The organism is Bradyrhizobium sp. ORS 278 (assembly GCF_000026145.1).
Classification (GTDB): Bacteria; Pseudomonadota; Alphaproteobacteria; order Rhizobiales; family Xanthobacteraceae; genus Bradyrhizobium.
Genome location: NC_009445.1, coordinates 6928235 through 6949770, shown reverse-complemented (window position 1 = coordinate 6949770; position 21536 = coordinate 6928235). Strand labels below are relative to the sequence as shown.

The 21536-nt window shown below is 66.7% G+C and carries 16 protein-coding genes; 7 read left to right on the top strand and 9 right to left on the bottom strand.

Annotated elements, in window-relative coordinates; genetic code table 11:
* Positions 1-78: 78 nt before the first annotated feature.
* Positions 79-456 carry an AtpZ/AtpI family protein gene (locus tag BRADO_RS31050; RefSeq protein WP_012030158.1) on the bottom strand — a complete coding sequence of 126 codons (378 nt, stop codon included), beginning with the start codon at positions 454-456 and terminating at the stop codon, positions 79-81.
* 296 nt (positions 457-752) lie between these two features.
* Here BRADO_RS31050 and BRADO_RS31045 point away from each other — a divergent pair, with 296 nt between their 5' ends.
* The 3 genes from BRADO_RS31045 (at position 753) to BRADO_RS31035 (ending at position 2555) form a co-directional block, all read left to right on the top strand.
* The gene (locus BRADO_RS31045; RefSeq protein WP_012030157.1) at positions 753-1376 is read left to right on the top strand and encodes a 2-hydroxychromene-2-carboxylate isomerase; all 624 of its coding nucleotides are present in this window, start codon (positions 753-755) and stop codon (positions 1374-1376) included.
* Positions 1377-1478: 102 nt separating this feature from the next.
* Complete coding sequence (locus BRADO_RS31040; protein ID WP_012030156.1) at positions 1479-2063, top strand: hypothetical protein; 585 nt, start codon at positions 1479-1481, stop codon at positions 2061-2063.
* A 24-nt stretch (positions 2064-2087) separates the two neighbouring features.
* Positions 2088-2555, top strand: a complete 468-nt coding sequence (locus BRADO_RS31035; RefSeq protein ID WP_012030155.1) for a secondary thiamine-phosphate synthase enzyme YjbQ — start codon at positions 2088-2090, stop codon at positions 2553-2555.
* A 113-nt stretch (positions 2556-2668) separates the two neighbouring features.
* On the opposite strand, the gene BRADO_RS31030 is transcribed toward BRADO_RS31035, so the two are convergent.
* Positions 2669-4294 (bottom strand): MFS transporter, encoded by a 1626-nt coding sequence (locus BRADO_RS31030; RefSeq protein ID WP_244422929.1) that lies wholly within the window; start codon positions 4292-4294, stop codon positions 2669-2671.
* A gap of 409 nt (positions 4295-4703) precedes the next feature.
* Between BRADO_RS31030 and BRADO_RS31025 the strand changes: the two genes are divergently transcribed.
* Complete coding sequence (locus BRADO_RS31025; protein WP_041757873.1) at positions 4704-5378, top strand: response regulator transcription factor; 675 nt, start codon at positions 4704-4706, stop codon at positions 5376-5378.
* An 893-nt stretch (positions 5379-6271) separates the two neighbouring features.
* The gene (locus BRADO_RS31020; RefSeq protein WP_041757180.1) at positions 6272-8305 is read left to right on the top strand and encodes a DUF3857 domain-containing transglutaminase family protein; all 2034 of its coding nucleotides are present in this window, start codon (positions 6272-6274) and stop codon (positions 8303-8305) included.
* Positions 8306-8414: 109 nt separating this feature from the next.
* Here BRADO_RS31020 and BRADO_RS31015 read toward each other — a convergent pair whose 3' ends face one another.
* On the bottom strand, positions 8415-8795 hold the full coding sequence (locus BRADO_RS31015) for a hypothetical protein (RefSeq protein ID WP_041757871.1): 381 nt from the start codon (positions 8793-8795) through the stop codon (positions 8415-8417).
* A 166-nt stretch (positions 8796-8961) separates the two neighbouring features.
* Positions 8962-9924 (bottom strand): alpha/beta fold hydrolase, encoded by a 963-nt coding sequence (locus BRADO_RS31010; protein ID WP_012030150.1) that lies wholly within the window; start codon positions 9922-9924, stop codon positions 8962-8964.
* 101 nt (positions 9925-10025) lie between these two features.
* On the opposite strand from BRADO_RS31010, the gene BRADO_RS31005 reads away from it, so the two are divergent.
* Complete coding sequence (locus BRADO_RS31005; protein ID WP_012030149.1) at positions 10026-10937, top strand: LysR family transcriptional regulator; 912 nt, start codon at positions 10026-10028, stop codon at positions 10935-10937.
* Positions 10938-10999: 62 nt separating this feature from the next.
* Here BRADO_RS31005 and BRADO_RS31000 read toward each other — a convergent pair whose 3' ends face one another.
* Positions 11000-11548 (bottom strand): carboxymuconolactone decarboxylase family protein, encoded by a 549-nt coding sequence (locus tag BRADO_RS31000; RefSeq protein WP_012030148.1) that lies wholly within the window; start codon positions 11546-11548, stop codon positions 11000-11002.
* Positions 11549-11636: 88 nt separating this feature from the next.
* Here BRADO_RS31000 and BRADO_RS30995 point away from each other — a divergent pair, with 88 nt between their 5' ends.
* A complete protein-coding gene (locus tag BRADO_RS30995; RefSeq protein WP_012030147.1) occupies positions 11637-12446 on the top strand; it encodes an AraC family transcriptional regulator in 810 nt (269 codons plus the stop codon).
* 2 nt (positions 12447-12448) lie between these two features.
* On the opposite strand, the gene BRADO_RS30990 is transcribed toward BRADO_RS30995, so the two are convergent.
* The 4 genes from BRADO_RS30990 to BRADO_RS30975 all read right to left on the bottom strand — a co-directional run bounded on the left by BRADO_RS30990 (position 12449) and on the right by BRADO_RS30975 (position 21377).
* On the bottom strand, positions 12449-15970 hold the full coding sequence (locus BRADO_RS30990; RefSeq protein ID WP_012030146.1) for a PAS domain-containing hybrid sensor histidine kinase/response regulator: 3522 nt from the start codon (positions 15968-15970) through the stop codon (positions 12449-12451).
* A gap of 497 nt (positions 15971-16467) precedes the next feature.
* A complete protein-coding gene (hemA, locus tag BRADO_RS30985) occupies positions 16468-17697 on the bottom strand; it encodes a 5-aminolevulinate synthase (RefSeq protein ID WP_012030145.1) in 1230 nt (409 codons plus the stop codon).
* Between the two features lie 205 nt (positions 17698-17902).
* Positions 17903-18961: an MBL fold metallo-hydrolase gene (locus BRADO_RS30980; RefSeq protein WP_012030144.1), complete on the bottom strand. Its 1059-nt coding sequence runs from the start codon at positions 18959-18961 to the stop codon at positions 17903-17905.
* Positions 18962-19238: 277 nt separating this feature from the next.
* Positions 19239-21377: a methyl-accepting chemotaxis protein gene (locus BRADO_RS30975; protein ID WP_012030143.1), complete on the bottom strand. Its 2139-nt coding sequence runs from the start codon at positions 21375-21377 to the stop codon at positions 19239-19241.
* Positions 21378-21536 lie beyond the last annotated feature (159 nt).

Genomic DNA, 21536 nt, shown 5'->3' with positions numbered 1-21536 from the left:
TCTCAGTTGTTCACCGGCCACGCCGGCGCTTTGCAATTCACTCGTTGGTCTTCCGCGCTGACATGTTCCGCTGACGTCTCATTGGCGGGACCTGTCGGGAGCTATGCCTGCAGATCTGACCACGTTCAACACGCCGGCGGCGAAGCCGAGCAGGAAAAACACGATAAATCCGAAGGGGGATGTCGACAGCAACCGGTCGAAGCCCCAGCCAAGCACCGCACCGACGAGGACCCCGGCGATCAACTCGGAGGATAGCCGCAGGCCACGCGCCATGGCCGAAGCCCGGGCTGCAGTGTCACCGCTGCCGTTTCCAGGTTGATCAGCCTCGATCTTTCGGCCGTCCCGAATTTCGGACAACCGCTGGTCGAGACTTCCGAGCCTTGCGGAAAGCGCAACCTCATCGGGCGACTTGTCGCGATCTCCGTGTCCGCTGCTGTTGTTCGTGTCATCCGCCATGTGCCATCCGCCAAATCTGGAGATGTCTGGAGACCCGACGCGTCGCCGCGAATTGCAGGAAATAGCGCCCCATCGCCCTTTAAAGCTGCGCGGACCATACTGACCGCATCCCCCCAAGTCAAGATTGCGTGTTGAACTGTTAGATGCCTGAATTTGCTCGTTTTCTCGGCTTTTTCGTCAGATCCCTCGCGGCTGTCACCGCGGCGCATCAACAGCGTCGTGCGCAGGTGCAATGTTGCGTCTCACCGGGCGCTCTGATCCGATGCCGCTGAGCCCCCACCAGCACGGGAACCCGCATGTCGCGCCACATCGACTATTTCTTCTCGCTCCAATCTCCATGGGCCTATATCGGTCACCGCCTGTTCCGCGACATCGCCGCGAGCCACGGCGTCGGGGTGAACCTCAAGCCGGTGATGCTGCTGGACCTGTTTGCCGAGACGGGCGGCCTGCCGCTCGCCAAGCGCCACCCGGCGCGGCAGCGCTATCGCATTGTCGAGCTCAAGCGCTGGCGCGACAAGCGCGGGCTCGATTTCCACGTGCAGCCGAAGAATTGGCCGTTCAATGCCCGACTCGCCGATGGCGTGGTGATCGCGGCGCTGCAAGCGGGGCTCGATCCCGAACCTTTTCTGCAACGGGCGTTTGCGGCGATCTGGGAGCAGCAGCTCAGCCTGGGTGATCCTCAGGTCATTGCGAGCCTGGCAAGTGCCGTCGGACTGCCCGGACTCGAACTCGTGACCCAGGCCGCGAGCGATGCCGTGGGGGCGGCCTATGAACAGAACCGGCTGGACGCGATCACCGCCGACGTGTTCGGCTCGCCCGCCTATGTGCTGGATGGCGAGGTGTTCTGGGGGCAGGACCGGCTCGAGCTGCTGGCCGACGCGTTGAAATCGGGCCGCTCCGCCTATACGTCCGAGCCATGAGGGCGGCCCGTGACAGGTGATCGCACCTGAGGCCACGTCATGGCCGCGACACAATGTCGGCGTGCATGACGGCGGTTGCGACTGCGCCCTGGAGAGCCCGCCATGAGTGTGACGAAGACGAGTGTCACCAAGCAGCCCTGCCGGCATCCCCTCGTCGCGCTGCTCGCATTGGGCTGTCTGGGAGGCGAAGCCTTGGCCGCCGAGGACGCCGCGCCCGACGGCGACAAGGGGCGCTACACGATGTCGACGACAGCGGACGGCGTGATCCGGCTCGACACACGCACCGGTGCGGTCTCGACCTGCAACAACAGCGCCGGGTCCGGCTGGGCCTGTTACGCCGTGCCCGACGAGCGCGCCGCGCTCGATGCCGAGATCGGCCGGCTCCAGGCGGAGAACGAGAAGCTCAAGGCGCAGCTCGCCTCGCGCGACCAGAGCATCTCCGGCAAGATCGATGAGCCGTTGCCGAAGGACCAGGCGCTGCCCAAATCCGATCAACTGAAGAAGTCCGAGTCCAAAGCCGGTGAAAAGCCGGGGGAGTCGAAATCCGCGGATGGAACGCGCAAGCTGGAAATTCCGTTGCCCAGCGACCAGGACATGGATCGCATGATGGGTTTCCTGGAGCAGGCCTGGCGCCGGCTGCTCGACATGGCGAACCGGGTGCAGAAAGACGTCTCCGGCAGGATCTGACGGGGCGGCGAGGAGGCGGAGCAGATGTCCGTCAGATCGATATCGCGCACGGCGCCTTCGACCGTCGCCGTCAACATGGTCGTCACGTCGGCATTGACGGTGCCGACGCCTGGCCGCGGCTTCACCGATCTCACCCGCGAGGTCGAGGCCTTTCTCTCCGAAATCTCGGCACGCGAAGGCATCGTGACCGCCTTCATCCGCCACACCTCGGCGTCGCTGACGATCCAGGAGAACGCCGATCCCACCGTGCTGCGTGATCTCACCACCGCGCTGTCGCGCCTGGCGCCGGAGGACGCCGGCTGGGTGCATGACACCGAGGGGCCCGACGATATGCCGGCCCACATCAAGACCATGCTGAGCGCGGTTTCGCTGCAGGTGCCCGTGCAGGACGGGCGCATGATGCTCGGCACGTGGCAGGCGATCTATCTGATCGAGCATCGTGCGCGTCCGCATCGGCGCGAGGTGGTGCTGCAGTTCATCGGCGCGGTCTGAGCCCGCAAAAAGACAAAACCTCTGGCTTGAAACGCCGAACGGCCGCGGAGTGATCCGCGGCCGTTCGCTCGAGGTGGATGCGAGCGGGTGCCGCTCGCATCGTGACAGAGACCTCAATGGTCCTGGATGTTGACGTCCTTCGTCTCCGGCAGGAAGACGAAGCCGACGATCGCAGTGATCACGGCGAATACGACCGGGTACCACAGGCCGGCGTAGATATCGCCGGTCGAGGCCACGATCGCGAAGGCGGTTGCCGGCAGCAGGCCGCCGAACCAGCCGTTGCCGATGTGATAGGGCAGCGACATCGAGGTGTAGCGGATCTTGGTCGGGAACAACTCGACCAGCATCGCGGCGATCGGGCCGTAGACCATGGTCACGAAGATCACCAGGATGAACAGCAGGCCGATGATGGCGGCGACCTGCGGACGGAAGATGTCGAAGGGGTTCGACATCTTCACGATCGCGGCGTCGCCGGCCTTCGGATAGCCGGCGGCCTGAACGGCCGCGAGGACCGCGGGATTGCCGGCCTTGGCGTCAGCATAAGGCACGTCCGTGCCGTTGACGGTCACCTTCACGCCGGAGCCAGCCGGACCCGAGGTCGTCGAGTACTTCACCGACTGCTGGGACAGGTAGGCGCGGGCGGTGTCGCAGGGCTGGGTGAAGACGCGGGTGCCGACCGGGTTGAACAGGTCGCCGCAGCCGGCGGGATCGGCCACCACTTCCACCTTCACCGACTCGATCGCCTTCTCCAGCGCCGGGTTGGCGTTGCTGGTGATCATCTTGAAGATCGGGAAGAAGGTCAGCGCCGCGATCAGGCAACCGCCCATGATGATCGGCTTGCGGCCGATCTTGTCCGACAGCATGCCGAAGATCACGAAGAACCCGGTGCCGAGCAGCAGCGACCAGGCGATCAAGAGGTTGGCGGTGTAGCCGTCGACCTTCAGGATCGATTGCAGGAAGAACAGCGCGTAGAACTGGCCGGTGTACCAGACCACGCCCTGGCCCATGGTGCCGCCGATCAGCGCCAGCAGAACGATCTTGGCATTGCTCCAATTGGCGAAGGCTTCCGTCAGCGGCGCCTTCGAGCTCTTGCCCTCTTCCTTCATCTTCTGGAAGACCGGCGACTCGTTGAGCCGCAGGCGGATCCAGAGCGAAACGCCGAGCAGCAGCACCGAGACCAGGAACGGAACGCGCCAGCCCCACTTGGCGAAGTCCGCCTCGCCGATGATGGTGCGGGTAAACAGGATCACCAGCAGCGAGAGAAACAGGCCCAGCGTCGCGGTGGTCTGGATGAAGGAGGTGTAGTAGCCGCGCTTGCCGTTCGGCGCGTGCTCGGCGACGTAGGTCGCGGCGCCGCCATATTCACCGCCGAGCGCGAGGCCCTGCAGCAGGCGCAGCGAGATCAGGATCACCGGCGCGGCGAAGCCGATCGTCTCGGCGTTCGGCAGCAGGCCAACGATGAAGGTCGACAGGCCCATGATCAGGATCGTGACCAGGAAGGTGTATTTGCGGCCGACGATGTCGCCGATCCGGCCGAACACGATGGCGCCGAAGGGGCGCACCAGGAAGCCGGCGGCGAAGGCGAGCAGCGCGAAGATGTCGCGCGTGGCCGGGGGATAGGCCGAGAAGAACTGGGCGCCGATGATCGAGGCCAGCGAACCGTAGAGATAGAAATCGTACCACTCGAAGACGGTGCCGAGAGAGGAGGCCAGAATGACGAAGCGTTCGTCCTTCGTCATGCCTCCCGATCTCGCTTGCGTGGCGACCATTGTTGACATTGGCATTCGCTCCCCAAGTTGTTGCTATGATGGTTTCGCCTCCGCATGCCGGACTTGGACGGCGAGAGATCGCGGAGACCTTGCGCCTTCGATAACATCGCAGTGAAACCCGCCCCAATAAGACTTTCGGCCCTGCCGGCGGCAAGCGCGGGAAAGGTGGGGACATTGCGGCGGATCAAGTTCGCCGAGCGGTTGTCGCGCTACGGATGGTGCGTTGCACAAGGCGCCAATTAACCGCCTTCCCCGCCAATGGAATTGCATGCTTGCATGCGACCAGTCGCCGGGCGAGTATTTCCGAAAGTTCAAGGCAATGAGCGGATTTCGCGCGTTGCCGGCGCGCAAGATCAAATCAGGATTGAAATCAGGTTTCATGGCGGCCGCCAGCACCCATCTCGTCATTGCCGATGATCATCCGCTGTTCCGCAACGCACTGCGGCAGGCGGTGGCGAGCGTACTTGCGGAAGCCGTTGTCGACGAGGCCGGGTCGTTCGAGGATCTCACCGCGCTCTTGGAAAAGGACTCCGAGGTCGACCTGGTGCTGCTCGACCTCACCATGCCCGGCATCTCCGGCTTCTCCGGCCTGATCTACCTGCGCGCGCAATATCCGGCGATCCCCGTCGTCATCGTCTCGGCCAGCGACGACGGCGCCACCATCCGCCGCTCGCTCGATTTCGGCGCCTCCGGCTTCATCCCCAAGCGGTTCGGCGTCGACACGCTGCGCGACGCCATCCAGAAGGTGATGGACGGCGAGGTCTGGGTCCCGCCGGACACCGATCTCGCCGCCGGCGTCGATCCGGAGATGACCAAGCTGCGCGACCGCCTGGTCACGCTGACCCCGCAGCAGGTCCGTGTCCTGATGATGCTGTCGCAGGGGCTGCTCAACAAGCAGATTGCCTACGAGCTCGGCGTCTCCGAGGCGACCATCAAGGCGCATGTCTCGGCCATCCTGCAGAAGCTCGGCGTCGAGAGCCGGACCCAGGCGGTGATCGCCGCAGCGAAGATCGCGGGCAGCGCCTGGCGGCAGGACGTGCCGACGGGGAAGTGACAGGCTCATCATCTGCTGATTCAAGCCTGTCTTCAGGACAAGACTGTTGATCCTCATGGTGAGGAGGCGCGCAGCGCCGTCTCGAACCATGAGGCCACAATTGGGCCTCGCCCTTCGAGACGCCCGCCTGCGGCGTGCTCCTCAGGGTGAGGGTCTGCAGTTCTCGTGGGTTCAGGCCGCGCGATCACGGCTATGAGATCCGCAAGGCCCAAGTCGCCGTCATAAAATGATTTGATCGACGATCCATCGCGACACACCCTCTCAGCCTCGCGGCACATCTCGTGCCCGAGCTTTGCGCTTCAACCGCCCTCTTGAAACCTGAGAGCGCAGGGAAGGCCGGGCGCTGGCCGCGCCCGTGGCCCGCCTGCAACAAAAAAGCAGGCGGCAGTCACCACAGGTCTGGCCGAACACACCCGGCCTTCCCCGCGCGATGGTTTTGACGGCTGCTCCGAGCTCTCCCCGGGGATCGGCGTTCTTGCCCCCGTCGTCCGCAGCATCGTCGCTACGGACTTGGCATCAGCACCGGGATGCCAGGACCACACGGCTTGACCGTGCGCGCCGGATCGTTCGTCCGCGAGCCAAAACCCGCTGCGACCCGACGCGCCCACCGCATCCCGCGCCCCACGTTCGTGACGACCGCGAAGCGCCCCTCATGGCGGGCACGGGACGACTCAAGGGGTAGCATGATTTCTGGAAAAAAGAAACAAGAATCGCGGCGCCGATCCGTCCGCTCGCATCCGCTCAAATGTCCGCCGGCCCAGGCGGCGCGTCGTCTCAGCGCATCTCGGCATGCGGGCCCTTCCATGGCCGACGCTGCTCTGCCTCATCGCCTTCGCTTGAACGCTTTCGCGATCGATTGTAGCTCAAACAGGTGACGTCTGGGGACATGTGTCGTGAATGATATCGGGGAGGGCGGTCGCGGCGGAGCCGTGGCGGCTTGCGGCGATGAGGTCAGCTATACGCCAGTGCCGGCGTGGTTCGATCTTGCCCCCTACCAGACGGAGCCATCGGTCGATCAGGACGCGTTCATTGCGAACGGAGTTTGCCGGCTGCTCACGGAGGTGCAGGTCAATCTCACCGGTCCTAAACCCTGCTGGACCTATCGGGGCGCGCAGCGGATCCTGACCAAGGAGGGCGCCGAGCGGGCGTCGCACATCGTCGTCGACTTCGATCCAGGCTACCAGCGGCTCGACGTGCACACCGTGCGCATTCTGCGCGGCGATCAGTGCATCGATCATGCACGGCCCGGTTGTTTCCAGGTGTTCCGTCGCGAGCGCGACATCGAGCGGCTGATGTTGAACGGCCGTCTGTCGGCATCCTTCCTGGTCCCGGACGTCAGGGCGAACGACATCATCGAGTTCAGTTGCACGCTTTACGGCGACACACCAGTCTTCCAGGGCAAGTACGAGTCCCTGGTGGAGCTCGATACCGCCAATCCGAGCTTCGATTTTCGCCATCGCCTGCTGAAACCGCGCAATCGGGTGATCGCCAGCAGAGAGTTCAACGACGCGCCGCCGGCAACGACCAGCGTCAGCGGCGACATCGAAGATGTGCGCCGGCGCGTTCGGGCCCAGCCAAAACGCAGCCCGAGCCCACCCATGACGCCGCCGTGGGTGGTCCAGGGCCCTGCCTTTCAGCTCAGCCAGTTCACTGGTTGGGGCGATGTCGCGGCGCTGATGGCGGCGGCCTATGACAGCGCCGAGATGCCGTCGACGCTGGCGGAGGAGATCGACCGGATCGGCGCGGCCCATCCCGAACCTGCGCAGCGCGCGGCCGAATGGCTGCGGTTCGTGCAGCGTGAATTGCGCTACTTCCTGCTCGCGCTCGGCGAGGGCGGCCTCGTTCCCCGCGACCTCGATGCGATCTGGGCCGGCCGGTTCGGCGACTGCAAGGACAAGGCGCGGCTCTATGTGGCCGGCGCGCGCCGTCTCGGTCTCGACGCCTGCGCGGCGCTGGTCTCCACGACGCGCGGCCCGATGCTCGACAGGCTGTTGCCGAGCCCGGCCATGTTCGATCACTGCATCGTTCGTGTCCGTATCGACAGTAAGAGCTACTGGCTCGATCCGACGCTGCCGCGGCAGGGCGGCAGCCTTGCCGCGATCGAGCTGCCTCATCTCGGCTGGGCGCTGCCGCTCTCGTCAGATGTCGCGCAGCTGGAGAAGCTGCCCGAGCAGACCGTCGCGCCCGTCGCGCACTGGCACGACGAATGGCGGATCGGCCCGACCCGGCAGGCCCCCGCGACCTTGCATCGCCGCGCCGAGTTCTCCGCCTGGGGCGCCGACCATGTCAGGACGGTGATCGCCAATGAGGGCGAGGCTGGCTACGCCCGCGCCCTGCTTGCGCAAATGCGCTCCGTCTGGCCAGAAGTTGTCGAAGCGAAGCCGATGGTCGTCCATGACGATGAGCAGCAGAACAAGCTCAGCCTGGACACGTCCTACACGATCAGCGACGGCTGGCGGCCGTCCGATCGGCCCGGCCGCATTCAATGGCAGTTCGAGCGATCGTTCGGCACGGAGTTGGCCTTTGCCGGCCGCGCGACGCGCGAGCACGACATCTTCGTCGGCCGGCCGCGGCGCCTATCCTGGCGCGTGCATGTCGAGATGCCGCGGGCCTGGCCGCGAACCAACACCGACGAATCCTGTGAGCTGCCCGGCATCAAGCTGACGAGCCGCCACGGCACGGCGGACCGGCACATCGACAGCTTCGTCGAGCTGACCGTCGGAGCATGGACCGTGCCGGCGGTGGAGGCCGAGCGCTATGAGCAGCTCGTCAGGCGCATGCAGCGGGATGTCCTGTTCATCCTGGCCGATGACGGGCCAACGACGATTCGCCCCGCCGGCGCTCGCAAGCGTCTTATGATTGAGGTCTTCGCGCGAGTTGTCATGGTGCTGATCTGGATCGCCTGGGCCCTCTGGATGTGGCGATAGGTCAGTCCGGCGGAGTGATCCACACGACGAACAGGCGGGTTCGGCCTCGCCGAACCCGTCCTGCACGGTTGGCGCGCTCGATGCGCCTCAGCGCCTCGCGGCTGGGCGTTCAGCGATCATAGTAGCCGTGATGATGGTGGTGATGATGGTGATGACCGCGTCCGATGCTGACGCCGCCGACGCCGGGAATGCCGATGACCGTGCGGTGATGATGATGATGGTGATGGTGATGGTGATGATGGTAGCGGCGGCCTCTCCTGATGATCACCGTTTCCGCCAGCTGGACCTCGTGCGCTTTGCTCTGGGCACGCGCCGCGTCGTCGGCCTGCAACAGCGCCAGCGCATTGGGAATTGGCGCGAGCAGTTCGGCGTAGGACGCGGCCTGCGGGATGGGGGATGCGTTCGCGCTCGGCAATGTGTGGGCCTGTGCGCTTCCAGCAGTGATCGCCGCGGCTGCGGCTCCGAGCAGCGCGGCTGTCTTCTTGTCCATGTCGGCGTTCTCCCAGGCTTGGATTTCGACACGCCGCTTGACGGCGCACGGACGTTTGAACGCGGATCCCATGGCCTCGTTCCATTGATCGGAGTTCCGAGCCCCGCCCATGCGGGGCTCCGCCGTGCGCCGCTGCCCCTGTCTGCTCCCGCTGACGGTCAGCGGATCACGGCTTTGCGGCAGGCTGCGCGTTGAGGAAGGCGTCGATCGCGGCGACTGTCGCGGCGGGCTGCTCCTCCATCAGCCAGTGGCCGGAGCCGTCGATGACCTTCTCCTGCACGTTGTCGGCGCCGGCCCGCGCCACCACCGCCATCGTCGGGCCGAACGAGGCGCTGCCGCCGATCGCGAGCACCGGCATGGTCAGCTTGCCATGGGCGGCGAGCCAGGCGCGGTTGTCGATCGCGTCCTGATCGAAGGCGGCGAACTGGCTGAAGCCGGCATGCATCCGCCCAGGGCCGGCGTAGAGCTGCGCGTAGTGGACGCGCGCGGCCTCGGGGAAATTCGCAGGCTTGGCCGAGAACTCGTTCCAGAAGCGGTCGAGATAGATGCGCTCGCGGCCCTCGACCAGGCGCTCCATGTCGGGGCCGCCGAAGCGGAAGTGCCACAGCAGCGGGTTCTTCAGGATCTCCTCCCATGGGCCGATGCCGGGCACCGGCGCGTCCATCAGCACCAGTTTTGTCACCCGGTCGGAATGCCGCGCCGCCAGCGCATAGGCGACCATGTTGCCGATGTCGTGCGCCACGACGTCGGCGGTGCGCGCGCCCAACGCATCCATCACGCCGGTGATGTCCTCGGCCTGGTTAGCCTTTTCAAAACCCTTGTCGGCGCGGGCGGACAGGCCGAGCCCGCGCAGATCGGGCACGATCACGGTGTGGTTTGCGGCCAGCTTGGCGGCGAGCGGCACCCACATGTCGCCGGTGTCGCCATAGCCGTGCAGCAGCACCACTGCAGGGCCGGTGCCGCCGACGCGGACGTGGATCGTGGTGCCGTTGGTGGGGATCTCCTGCGTGCGGAAGGCCGGCGGGAAATGGCCGGGCTCTTCCTCGGCGTCCGCGAGGGCGGCGCCGGCAAGGGCGGTGAGCGCGGTGGCGGCGAGGGCGGTGCGTTGCAGCAGGCGGGGCAGGGTCATGGCGAGATCTCCTGGGCTTGTCGATGCACGCAAAGCTAGACCGCGGCGATCCGCAGTATTAGAGGGTAGTCACGCCAAGGATTTTTGATCTGGACGCAAAGATGATGTTGGCCAGCGCGGATCGCGCCCGGGATCTGGAGGTGTTCTGCGCCGTCGCTGACAGCGGCAGCTTCTCGGCGGCGGGCCGCGGCCTCGGGCTGACGCCGTCGGCGGTCAGCCGCACGCTCGACCGTATCGAGATCAGGCTCGGCGCGCGGCTGCTCTTGCGGTCGACGCGGGCGCTGACGCTGACGGCTGAGGGGCAGGCCTATCTCGCGGCGGCGCGCCGCATCCTCGCCGACCTCAACGAGGCCGAGCAGGCGATCGCCGACCAAAGCGCGCCGCGCGGGCGCATCCGCGTCAGCGCCGCGCTCTCGCATGGCCGCATCTGCATCGTGCCGCTGCTCGGCGAATTCGTGCGGCGCTATCCGAACATCCTGGTCGACATCAATCTCAGCGACGGGCTCGTCGACATCGCGGCGGGGCAGGCGGATGTCGCGATCCGCGGCGGTCCGCTGGCCGACAGCGCGCTCACCGCCCGCCGCCTCAGCGACAACGGCCGCAGCATCGTTGCCTCGCCGGATTATCTCGCGCGCTGCGGCGTGCCGCTGACGCCGGAGGATCTGCATCACCACAATTGCCTGAACTACGGCTTCCGCCGCGCCGAGCCGGTGTGGCCGTTCCGCCGCGACGGCGTCGACTATGCGCTGAAGCTGCGCGGCGCGATCGAAGCCAACAGCGGCGACACGCTGACCGAACTCGCGCTCGATGGCGTCGGCATCGTCCGCGTCGGCGATTTCAGCCTTCGCAACGCCGTCGCCGAGGGCCGGCTGGTGCGGCTGCTCGAGGCGTTCAATCCCGGTGACAGGGAGGTCTTCCACGCCGTGTTCGTCGGCGGCGCCAACACGCCCGCGCGGGTGCGCGTGTTCGTGGATTATCTGGTCGAGCGGATGAATGTGAAGAAAGACGCGTAGACCGAGGACTTGCCGCCCGCCAGGAGGAGAGAACTCCGGCGGGCGGCCGCGTGTCTGATTGATCAGGCCGGCTGCAGCGTCAGCTCGACCTTGGGGAAGTCGACGACGGTCTGCGCCGCGTTGTTGGTGTAGTTGGTGAGCACGTTGATCGCGACATTGGCGATGATCTCGAGCAGTCGGCCGTCGTCGAGACCGGCCGCACGCGCCGCCGCAAGATCGGAATCCGCGACCTGACCCTTGCTGTCGAGCACGCGGCGCGCGAAGCGGGCGACCGCCGCGTCGACGGCGTCGTCAGCAGTACCCTGCCGGGCCTTGCGCAGGCCATCCGGGCTCAGGCCGGCGCCCTTGCCCATCAGCGAATGCGCCGCGAGGCAATATTCGCAGCCATTGGCCTGGGCGACGGCCAGCGCGACGATCTCGCGCTGCCGGGCGCTGAGCGCGCCGTTGGCCAGCGCGTCCGAGAAGGCGACATAGCCGTTCAGCACGGCCGCGGACTGGGCGAAGGTCGAGAACAGGTTCGGCGTCATGCCGATCTTGGCCTTCACGGCGGAAAGGGTGGCGAGAACGCCAGGCGCGGCGCGGGCGGTGTCGACGAGAGCAATGCGGGGCATGGAGGGGATCCTTCGTTGAGGAGTTGCACGCCCCCTCTATGCAGGACTATGAGTCACAGCAGGTGCCAGAAACATTGCAGATCGTCCCATGGATCCGTTTGCCGCCTTGTTCGCCCACGTCACGCCGCGCGCCCGGACCTTCTTCGCCGGGAATCTCTGCAACAGCGTCGATTTCACGGACATCGGGCATCTGCACCTGTTCAAGGGCGGCGTGCTGACCCTGACCCAGCCGGGCGCCGACGATCTCGCCTTGCACGAGCCGATGCTGCTGTTCTTCCCGCGCGGACGGACGCATCGCTTCGTGGTCGATCCCGCGCGAGGCGCCGATCTCGTCTGCGCCACCGTCGAGCTCGGCGGTGCCGAGGGCAATCCGATCGGCGAGGGACTGCCGGAGCTGATCGTGATGCCGATCGCCGGACATCCGACGCTCGCGCCGGTGTGCGATCTCTTGATGGCCGAGGGTTTTGCCGATGACGGCGGCCGGCAGGCGGCGCTCGACCGGCTGTTCGACTATCTGCTGATCCTGATCGTCCGCCACGTCGTGGCCCATGGCGGCGTCGCGAGCGGCGTGCTCGCCGGGCTCGCCGATCCGCGACTCGCCAAGGCGCTGACCGCGATCCACGACGCGCCGGCCAGGCCGTGGAGCCTCGACGATCTCGCCGACATCGCCGGCATGTCGCGCACCCGCTTCGCCGACGCGTTCCGGACGCGCGTCGGCCGTACGCCGATCGAGTATCTCACGCTGTGGCGCATGGCGCTGGCGCGCCAGCTGCTGGCCAGGGGCAGGCCGGTCAAGAGCGTCGCGTCGCAGGTCGGCTACGACAGCGCCGCGGCGTTCTCGCGGGTGTTCAGCAAAGTCTCGGGCCGTCCGCCGCGCGCGCTCGTCGGCAAGGCCTGATCCTACTCCGCCGCTACCATCTGCTGGATGCGCCACTGGCCGAGCAGCGCGCGCAAGGACGCCGGCTTCAGCGGCTTGTTGAGCACGGCGATGTTGTCGTCGCGGGCGGCGGCGCGGACATGGGGGCTGCGATCGGCGGTGATCAGGATCGCGGGCAGCGCCTCGTTGAAGCGGCGGCGGATGTCTCGGATCGCGGCGATGCCGTTGCCGCGGTCGAGGTGGTAGTCGACCAGCAGGCCAGTGACGGCGCCGTTGCGGGCGGCAATCGCCTCTTCTGCGGATTCAGGATCTGAGACGGCGATCACCTCCGCGCCCCACGCCGTGAGCAAGGTGCGCATGCCGTCGAGGATTGCGGGATCGTTCTCGATGCACACGATGAGGGCGCCGGAGATCGGTGTCGTCGCCAACGGCGTCGCGCTGGTGACGGCGGCGGTGTGGTTGATCGCCTTCGCGACCGGCACCGTCACGGAGAACACCGACCCGCGGCCGGGGCGGGAGTCCAGCGCGATGCCGTGATTGAGCACGCGCGCGATGCGCTCGACGATCGACAGCCCGAGGCCGAGGCCGCGGGCGATGCGCGCGCCCTGTTCGAGGCGGTGGAACTCCTTGAAGATCTCGCCGCGCTTGACCGGGGGAATGCCGACGCCGGTGTCGTAGACACCGATCTGCAGCGACTGGCCGTGGCGACGGCAGCCGACCAGCACGCGCCCCTGTGGCGTGTATTTGATGGCGTTGGAGATGAAGTTCTGCAGCAGCCGGCGCAGCAGCAGGCGGTCGGATTCGACCGGCAGCGAGCACGGCACGAAGACCAGCTCGAGCCCCTTGGCGCGCGCCGCCGGCGCGAACTCGATCTCCAACGAGCGCATCAGATCGGCCATCTTGAAGCTCGACACCTGCGGCGTCATCGCCCCGGCGTCGAGCCGCGAGATGTCGAGCAGCGCGCCGAGGATCTCCTCGATGGCTTCGAGCGAGTCGTCGATGTTCTCGACCAGGCGCGACTCCTCGCCTGCGGTCTGGCGCTCGACCAGGCTCGTCACGTAGAGCCGCGCCGCGTTCAGCGGCTGCAGGATGTCGTGGCTTGCGGCGGCGAGGAAGCGCGTCTTCGAGATGTTGGCGTCCTCGGCCGCGCTCTTGGCCAGGGCGAGCTCCGAGTTCAGCCGCGTCAGCTCCTCGGTGCGGTCGCGCACGCGCTTTTCCAGCGTCGCGTTGGCGCGCTCCAACGCTTCCGCCGCCTCGAAGGATGGCGTCACGTCGGTGAAGGTGATGACGAGGCCGCCATCCGGCATGCGATTGGAGCGAACCTCGATCACCATGTGGCGGTCGGCGAGGCGTTCGAGATACGGCTCGCCCTCGGTGGTGTAGGCGGCGAGCCGGCGCGCCAAGAGCGCCTCGCTATCTTCATAGGTTGGCGCGCCGATCGTGCCCATGAATTCGAGGATCTCTCGCAAGGGGCTGCCGATCTGCACCAGATGCGGCGGCAGGCCGAGCAGGTCGACGAACTGGCCGTTGGAGCAGATTAGCTGCAGGTCGGCGTCGAACACCGCGATGCCCTGGCGGACGTGATTCAGCGCGGTCTGCAGGATCTCGCGGTTGAAATGCAACGCGGCGTGGGAATCGTCGAGCAGCTTTAGCGCGGCCTTGGCGGACACCGTGCGCTTGCGCAGCAGCAGCGACATCACGAGGCGGGACGAGGCCGCGCCGATCGAGGAGGCGATCAGGTGCTCGGCGTGACGCAGCAGCTCGAAATCGGCGGGCGCCGCCGGATCCAGCGACATGTTGCGCTGGGCGGCGAACGTCTCGAACGAGGCGCGGGCGCGGTCGGGACCGAGATATTGCCCGACGGTGCTCTGGATGTCCTGCACCGTCACGGTGGAGCGCCAGCGCCGGAAGCTCGGCGCGCTCGGCGTCAGCTCCGCCGGCACGAACAGATCGGCCTGCAGCAGCTCAATCGACGACGGCTGCCGCGCCAGCGACAGCACGATGTAGGTCAGCAAATTGAGCGACAGGCTCCACAGCACGCCGTGCAGCAGCGGCGGCAGGTCGGTGCCGAGCAGCGCCTGCGGCCGCAGCGGCTCGAAGCCGAACGGGCCGTGCTGCAGGAACAGGATGCCCGCGGTCGAGGTGTCGAGAAAGCTCGGAATGAACAGCGTGTAGAGCCAGACGCCGAAGCCGACCAGCATGCCGCCCATCGCGCCGCGCGCGGTGGCGCGCCGCCACAGCAGGCCGCCGAAGAAGCTCGGCGCCAGCTGCGCGATCGCGGCGAACGACAGCAGGCCGATCGCGGCGAGCTGGGCGGTGCCGAGCGCGCGATAGTAGAAGTAGGCCATCACCATGATGGCGAAGATCGCGATGCGGCGGGTGCCGAGCAGGAAGCCGGCGAAGTCGCGGCCGGTCTCGCGATGCGCCTGCTGGCGCTGCAGCACCAGCGGCACGACGATGTCGTTGCACACCATGATCGACAGCGCCACGCATTCGACGATCACCATCGCGGTCGCTGCCGACAGGCCGCCGACGAACACCAGCACCGACAGCCATTGCGAGTTCGCCTCGATCGGCAGCGCCAGCACATACATGTCGCTGTCGACGGCGCCGAACGGAAAGGTGACGAGGCCTGCGAGCGCGATCGGGATCACGAACAGATTGATGGCGACGAGATAGAGCGGGAACAGCCAGCGCGCGCGCGACACCTCGGCATCGTCGGCATTCTCGACCACGCTGACGTGAAACTGGCGCGGCAGGAGCATCGCGGCGCAGAACGACAACAGCGTCATCGTCAGGAAGTTGCCGATGCCGGGCACGTATTCCAGGGCGCGCTCGGCCTCCGGCGATTTCATCGCGCGCTCGATCAGCTCGACCGGCGAGAACATCCAGAAGGTGACGAAGGCGCCGGCGGCGATGAAGGCGACCAGCTTGATGATGGATTCGGTTGCGACCGCCAGCATCAGGCCGTGCTGGTGCTCGGTGGCGTCGGTCTGCCGTGTGCCGAACAGCACCGCGAACATGGCCATCGCGAGCGTCACCATCAGCGCCATGTCGCCGACGATCGGAATATGGGCGAAGGCGCGATCGTCGATCAGGATGGTCTGCAGCGAGGAGGCGACGGCCTTCAGCTGCAGCGCGATATAGGGCACCGAGCCGATGATCGCGATCAGCGCCACGGTGGCCGCCACCGCCTGGCTCTTGCCGTAGCGCGCGCCGATCAGGTCGGCGACGGAGGTGATGTTCTGTGTCTTGGCGAGATGGATGACCCGGCGCAGCAGCGGCGTGCAGGCCCCGACCATCAGGATCGGACCGAGATAGATCGCGAGGAAATCGACGCTGGTGCGCGAGGCGAAGCCGACCGAGCCGAAGAACGTCCAGGAGGTGCAGTAGATGGCGAGCGACAGCGGGTAGATCAGCCCGGCCAGCCAGCTGCGGCTTTCCGGCGCGCGCCGTTCGCCGGCCCGGTTGCCGCGGCTCGCGACCAGGAACAGGAACCCGATATAGCCGAACGCGGCCAGGATCACGCCCCAGTCGTGCAGCATGCGTCGCGCGAACTCCTCGTTTGGGCCCTGGAATTGAGGCGCGAGCTTAGCGCTTCGGGGAAGATGGGGCGATAGGGATGTGGAAGGGGACGCGGAGAATGGTGAGGCGTCGTTAAGGGCTGCGGCGCATTGCTGTTGCGGCTTGTCTTGCCCGTGAGAGCCGATGACGTTGCGGCGGGGGCTGTCTGCTCCCTCCCCCCTGCGGGGAGGGGTCGGGGGTGGGGGTCTCCGGGCGCTGAATGTAGTGAGGCGCGCGTCGTCCTATGCGGAGATTTCAGTTGCACGCTTGTGAGCACGGCCCTCACGAACAGAGGGACTCGTGGACCCCCACCCCCGACCCCTCCCCGCAAGGGGGAGGGGAGCGCAGCGGTGTGCGCGACGATAGCTTTGCTAAGTCAGCGGAGGGGCCGTAGCCCGGATGAGCGCAGCGATATCCGGGGTATCACGTGCCGTCTCGGTGAACCCGGGTGTCGCTGCGCTTACCCGGGCTACGAAGGCTACTCCGCCGCCAGCGGCTTCTTGTGCAGCGCCAATCCCAGCCGTTCCCAGACCTGCAGCAGGGCCTCCGCCAGGCGGTCGATCAGGCCGTCGTCGTGATAGGGCGAGGGCGTGATGCGCAGGCGCTCGGTGCCCTTGGCGACCGTCGGGTAGTTGATCGGCTGGATGTAGATGCCGTGCTCTTCGAGCAGCAGGTCGGAGGCCTGCTTGCACTTCTCGGGATCGCCGACGAACAGCGGCACGATGTGGGTGTCGTTGTCCATGACAGGCAGGCCAGCGGCGTTGAGGATCGCCTTGACGCGGGCAGCGCGGTCCTGGTGGCGCTCGCGCTCCCAGCTCGACGATTTCAGGTGCTTGATCGCGGCGGTGGCGGCCGAGCAGATCGGCGGCGGCAGCGCCGTCGTGAAGATGAAACCCGGCGCGTAGGAGCGCACGGCGTCGATGATCTCGCCCTTGGCTGCGATGTAGCCGCCGAGACAGCCGAACGCTTTCGCCAGCGTGCCTTCGAGAATGTCGATGCGGTGCATGACGCCGTCGCGCTCGGCGATGCCGCCGCCTCGCGCGCCGTACATGCCGACCGCATGCACCTCGTCGACATAGGTCATCGCATTGTAGCGCTCGGCGAGATCGCAGATCGCGGCCAGCGGCGCGACGTCGCCGTCCATCGAATACAGGCTCTCGCAGGCGATCAGCTTCGGCCGGCTCGGGCCGGCCGCGATCAGCAACTGCTCGAGATGGGCAAGGTCGTTGTGGCGCCAGATCTGGCGCTCGCAGCCGGACTGGCGCACGCCCTCGATCATCGAATTGTGATTGAGCGCATCCGACAGGATCAGGCAGTCCGGGATCAGCTTGGCGAGCGTGGCGATGCCGGTCTGGTTCGAGACGTAGCCGGAGGTGAACAGCAGCGCCGCTTCCTTGCCGTGCAGATCGGCGAGCTCGGCTTCCAGTTGCACCAGGGGATGGTGGGTGCCGGCGATGTTGCGGGTGCCGCCGGCGCCGGTGCCGACGCGGGTCGCGGTCTCGACCATTGCGCCGACCACCTTCGGGTGCTGGCCCATGCCGAGATAGTCGTTGGAGCACCAGATCACGACGTTGCGCGGACCGTTCGGCGAGTGCCAGGTGGCGTGCGGGAACCGGCCGGCGATGCGTTCGAGATCGGCGAAAACCCGATAGCGGCGCTCGTCATGCAGACGACCCAGAGCGGCACTGAAATATTGGCTGTAGTCCATCACGGAACCTGACGTGCTGCGCTGCAGCGCAGCGCCTGGAGCGGACCCTCTAAGCGACGGGGGCTTAAGGCCTTCTTAGAGCGTTTCCAGAGCGGCTGTCGAGCCGGAATCCCACGGCAAGAGTTGGGCGTTTTGTCCAAGCCCGGCCGATCTGGACCGGACCGCGCTCGCATTGCGGCAGCGCCGCGGCCGCCCGGTCTCAGCCTCAGGTGGTGCGATAATGCAGCACGCCGTCGATCTCGCGGGCGGTGAGGCGGCCCTCGACCAGCATGTAGTTGACGTGCGCGATCAGCTCGCCGGCGGCGAAGCCCATCTGGTGGGGATCGAGCACGTGCTTGTGGAACACGACGGGCACGAGCTGCGCGGACGTCCTGGTCTCGTCGCGGCAGGCCTCCGCAATCATCCGGCAGCGCTCCTCGTGATGGTCGGCCAGCTGCTTGATGCGGGTCTTCAAGCCGTAGAACGGCACGCCATGGCCGGGCAGCACCAGCACGTCGTAGGGCAGGGTGGTGGTCAGGCTCGCCAGCGACGCGAGATATTCGCCGAGCGAGTTCTGGTCGGGCTCGACCGCCCAGACGCTGACATTCGGCGAGATCTTGCTCAGCACCTGGTCGGCGGACAGGAACAGCTTGTCGGCGGCGCAATACAGCATCACCTGGTCGAGCGCGTGGCCGCCGCCGGTGATCACCTTGAAGCGGCGGCTGCCGATCTGGATCTCGTCGCCATGGGCGATGCGGCGGTACGAGGCCGGCAGCACCGAGACGCGCTGCAGATATTCCTGGCCGCGGCCGAGCAGCTTGTCGGTCAGGGTCTCGTCCATGCCGTGGCGGCGGAAGAACAGCCGCTGCGCGTTGCGCCGCTCCTCGGTGCCGCGGTTCTGATGATACACCGATTGCAGATATTCGACCTGCGACATCACCAGCGGGCAGTTGAAGCGCTCGACGATCCAGCCGGCGAGACCGACATGGTCGGGATGCGAATGCGTCACGATCAGCCGCGTGATCTTCACATCCTTGAGCGGGCCATCGAGCAGCCGCGTCCAGGCGCCGATCGACTCCTCGTTGCCGAAGCCGGAGTCCACCGCGACCCAGCCGTCGCCGTCGGCCAGCAGGTAGATGTTCACATGGTTGAGCCGGAACGGCAGCTTCAGCCGCAGCCACAGCACGCCAGGCGCGACCTCGACCACCTGGTCCTCACCGGGATGCTGCTCCCAGGGGTAGCGCAGGGCTTCGGCGGACGAATAAGCGGTGTCGGTCTTGGTCATGTCTCATCGATTAACGGCCGCAGCGGGCGAGCGCCAGCCGAAAAACGCGGCGGGACGACATGGCTGAACGGCATTCCGGGGCGTGGCAGACGGTTGCATGCGGAGCTAGCGCCTCGCACTGCTTGCCTCACTCGCGTCATTCCGGGGCAAGGCCGCAGGCATTGAACCCGGAATCTCGAGATTGTCTTGCGCTCACCAGTTCGAGATTCCGGGTTCAATCGCCAATGCGCGTTGCGCATCGGCCATTGCCCCGGAATGACGCTGGGAGCAGCTGTCGCTACGCCGCCCTGATGTTGATCAGGAAGGCGTCCACTTCCGCGCGCAAGGTCTCGGCCTCCCGGCGCAGCGCCTCCGAGGCGGTCAGCACCTCGTTCGCCGAGGTGCCGGCCTGGGCCGAGGCGCTGGAGACGCCGGTGATGTTATGCGAGACCTCGCTGGTGCCCGAAGCCGCCTGCTGGATGTTGCGGGCCATCTCGTGCGTGGCGGTGCCCTGCTGCTCCACGGCCGCGGCGATCGCGGTCGTGACGTTGTCGATCTCGGCAATGGTCCCGCCGATGTTGCGGATCGCCGCAACCGCCGACGACGCGACCTGCTGCATGCTGGCGATCTGGGCGCGGATTTCGTCGGTGGCCTTGGCGGTCTGACTGGCGAGACTCTTCACTTCCTGGGCCACGACCGCGAAGCCGCGGCCGGCCTCGCCCGCACGGGCCGCCTCGATCGTGGCGTTGAGCGCCAGCAGGTTGGTCTGCGAGGCGATCGCCTGAATGAGGTCGACGACGACACTGACGCGGCTCGCATTGTCGGCGAGGCCCTGCATCGTCGAGTCAGTGGCGCCGGCCTCCTCGACGGCTTTCTTGGCGATCTGCGCCGAGGTCACGACCTGGCGGCCGATCTCGGCGATCGACGACGACAGCTGCTCGGTGCCGGCGGACACGGTCTGCACGTTGACCGAGGTCTCCTCGGCCGCCGCGGCGACCGCGCTGACCAGCGAGTTGGACTCATCGGCGGTCTGGGACATGCTCTGCGCCGTCGTCTGCATCGCCGTCGCCGAGCTCTGCAGATTGGCCAGCGCGCTGCGCACCGTCGCCTCGAACTCGGCAATGCGCGCCTCCATGCGCGTGGCGCGCTCCGCCTTGGCGGCGTTCTCGCGCTCCTGCTCGGCGGCGAGCGTGCGGGCCTGGATCATGTTGTCGCGGAACACCTGCAGGGTGTCGACCATCGCGCCGATCTCGTCCCGCTGCTTCGAGGCCGCGATCTCCGTCGCCAGGTCGCCGCTCGAGAGGTTCTGCATCGCCTGCTGCAGCCGCTTGATCCGGCGCAGGATGTTGCCGCCGACATAGAGCCAGACGAACAGAATCGAACCGAGCAGTGTCGCCGCGCCGGCGCCAACCATGCCGAACGTCCCGAACTCGATCTCGCGGCCGGCCGTGACGGTGGCGCCTTCGGTCGATTTGCGGACGCCCTCGACGAGCTGCTGGACGCTGATGTCGAGACCGACATTGAGCTTGCGCGTCTCCTCCAGCACGGTCTGGCCGTAATCGTTCGCGTCGAGCTCTTTTTCGCGGGTCTTGAACACGCGGCTCTTGCCCTCGCCGAGCGCGGCGAGCTTCATCGCCGCGTCGTTGATCGCCTTGGTGCTGCGTCCGTTCGGCAGCAGCTCGAGGTTCGACTTTAGCTGGGCCAGCGAATCCTTGAACTGTCGCTCGACAGACTCCAGCGTGTCGCTGTCATTGGCCGAGAGCGCGGCCGCCATCTGCGCGACGATCAGATTGCCTGATGCGATCACGTTGCCGAGCTGCTCGACGAAGCGCGCCGCCGCGGTGGCGTCGTCCGCAGAGACCTCGGCGGCGCCTAGCACGGCGTTGAGCTGCGTCTGGGCGTCGAGCATCGGCTCGTTCGCCGCCTTGGTGAACTCCTCCTGCGCCTTGCGCAGCGCGTCGTACTGCTGATTGTGCATGGCTGCGACGGCGAGGCGCTCGCGCGCGGCCGACACCAGGCTCTGATTGGCCTCGTTGATGTTCTTGATCGTCTCGGCGAGCGGCGCGACCACGCTCTTTTCGGCGCCGAGTGCGCTGATTTCGGCAAGGCGCTGCTGCGTGGCCTTCTGGATCTCCTGCATCTTCTTGAGGCGATCGTTGAGCGCGTCCTCGCTCTGCGAGCCCAATAGCGCCGGACCCAGGCTGGCGAGACTCGAGCTCTGCGCCAGCAGCTGCAGGCTCGCGGTGAGGCGGGGAATGTCGCTGCCGGACAGCTCGACCATGGTGCCGCCGATGTGGCGCAGCATCAGCCCGGCGCCGACGCTGATCGCGATCGCCATGCCGGCGATCACCGCAAACGCCGCGAACAGGCTGCCACGGACGCCCCATCTGGGACGCAGGACTCCGAGCATTCTGCTGAAGCTGAACCGACCCGCCATGTCTCGTTTCCCTCGATCGTGCTACTTTGAGCTGATATTTGTGCGAGCACTATCGCGGTCGTGAGTTAACAATCAGGGAAATTACGCGGTTCCTGCTGATTTTTCATGCATTTCTACATTTCACGCCGCGGCATTCGATGCCGCGGTGGGCGTTATTAG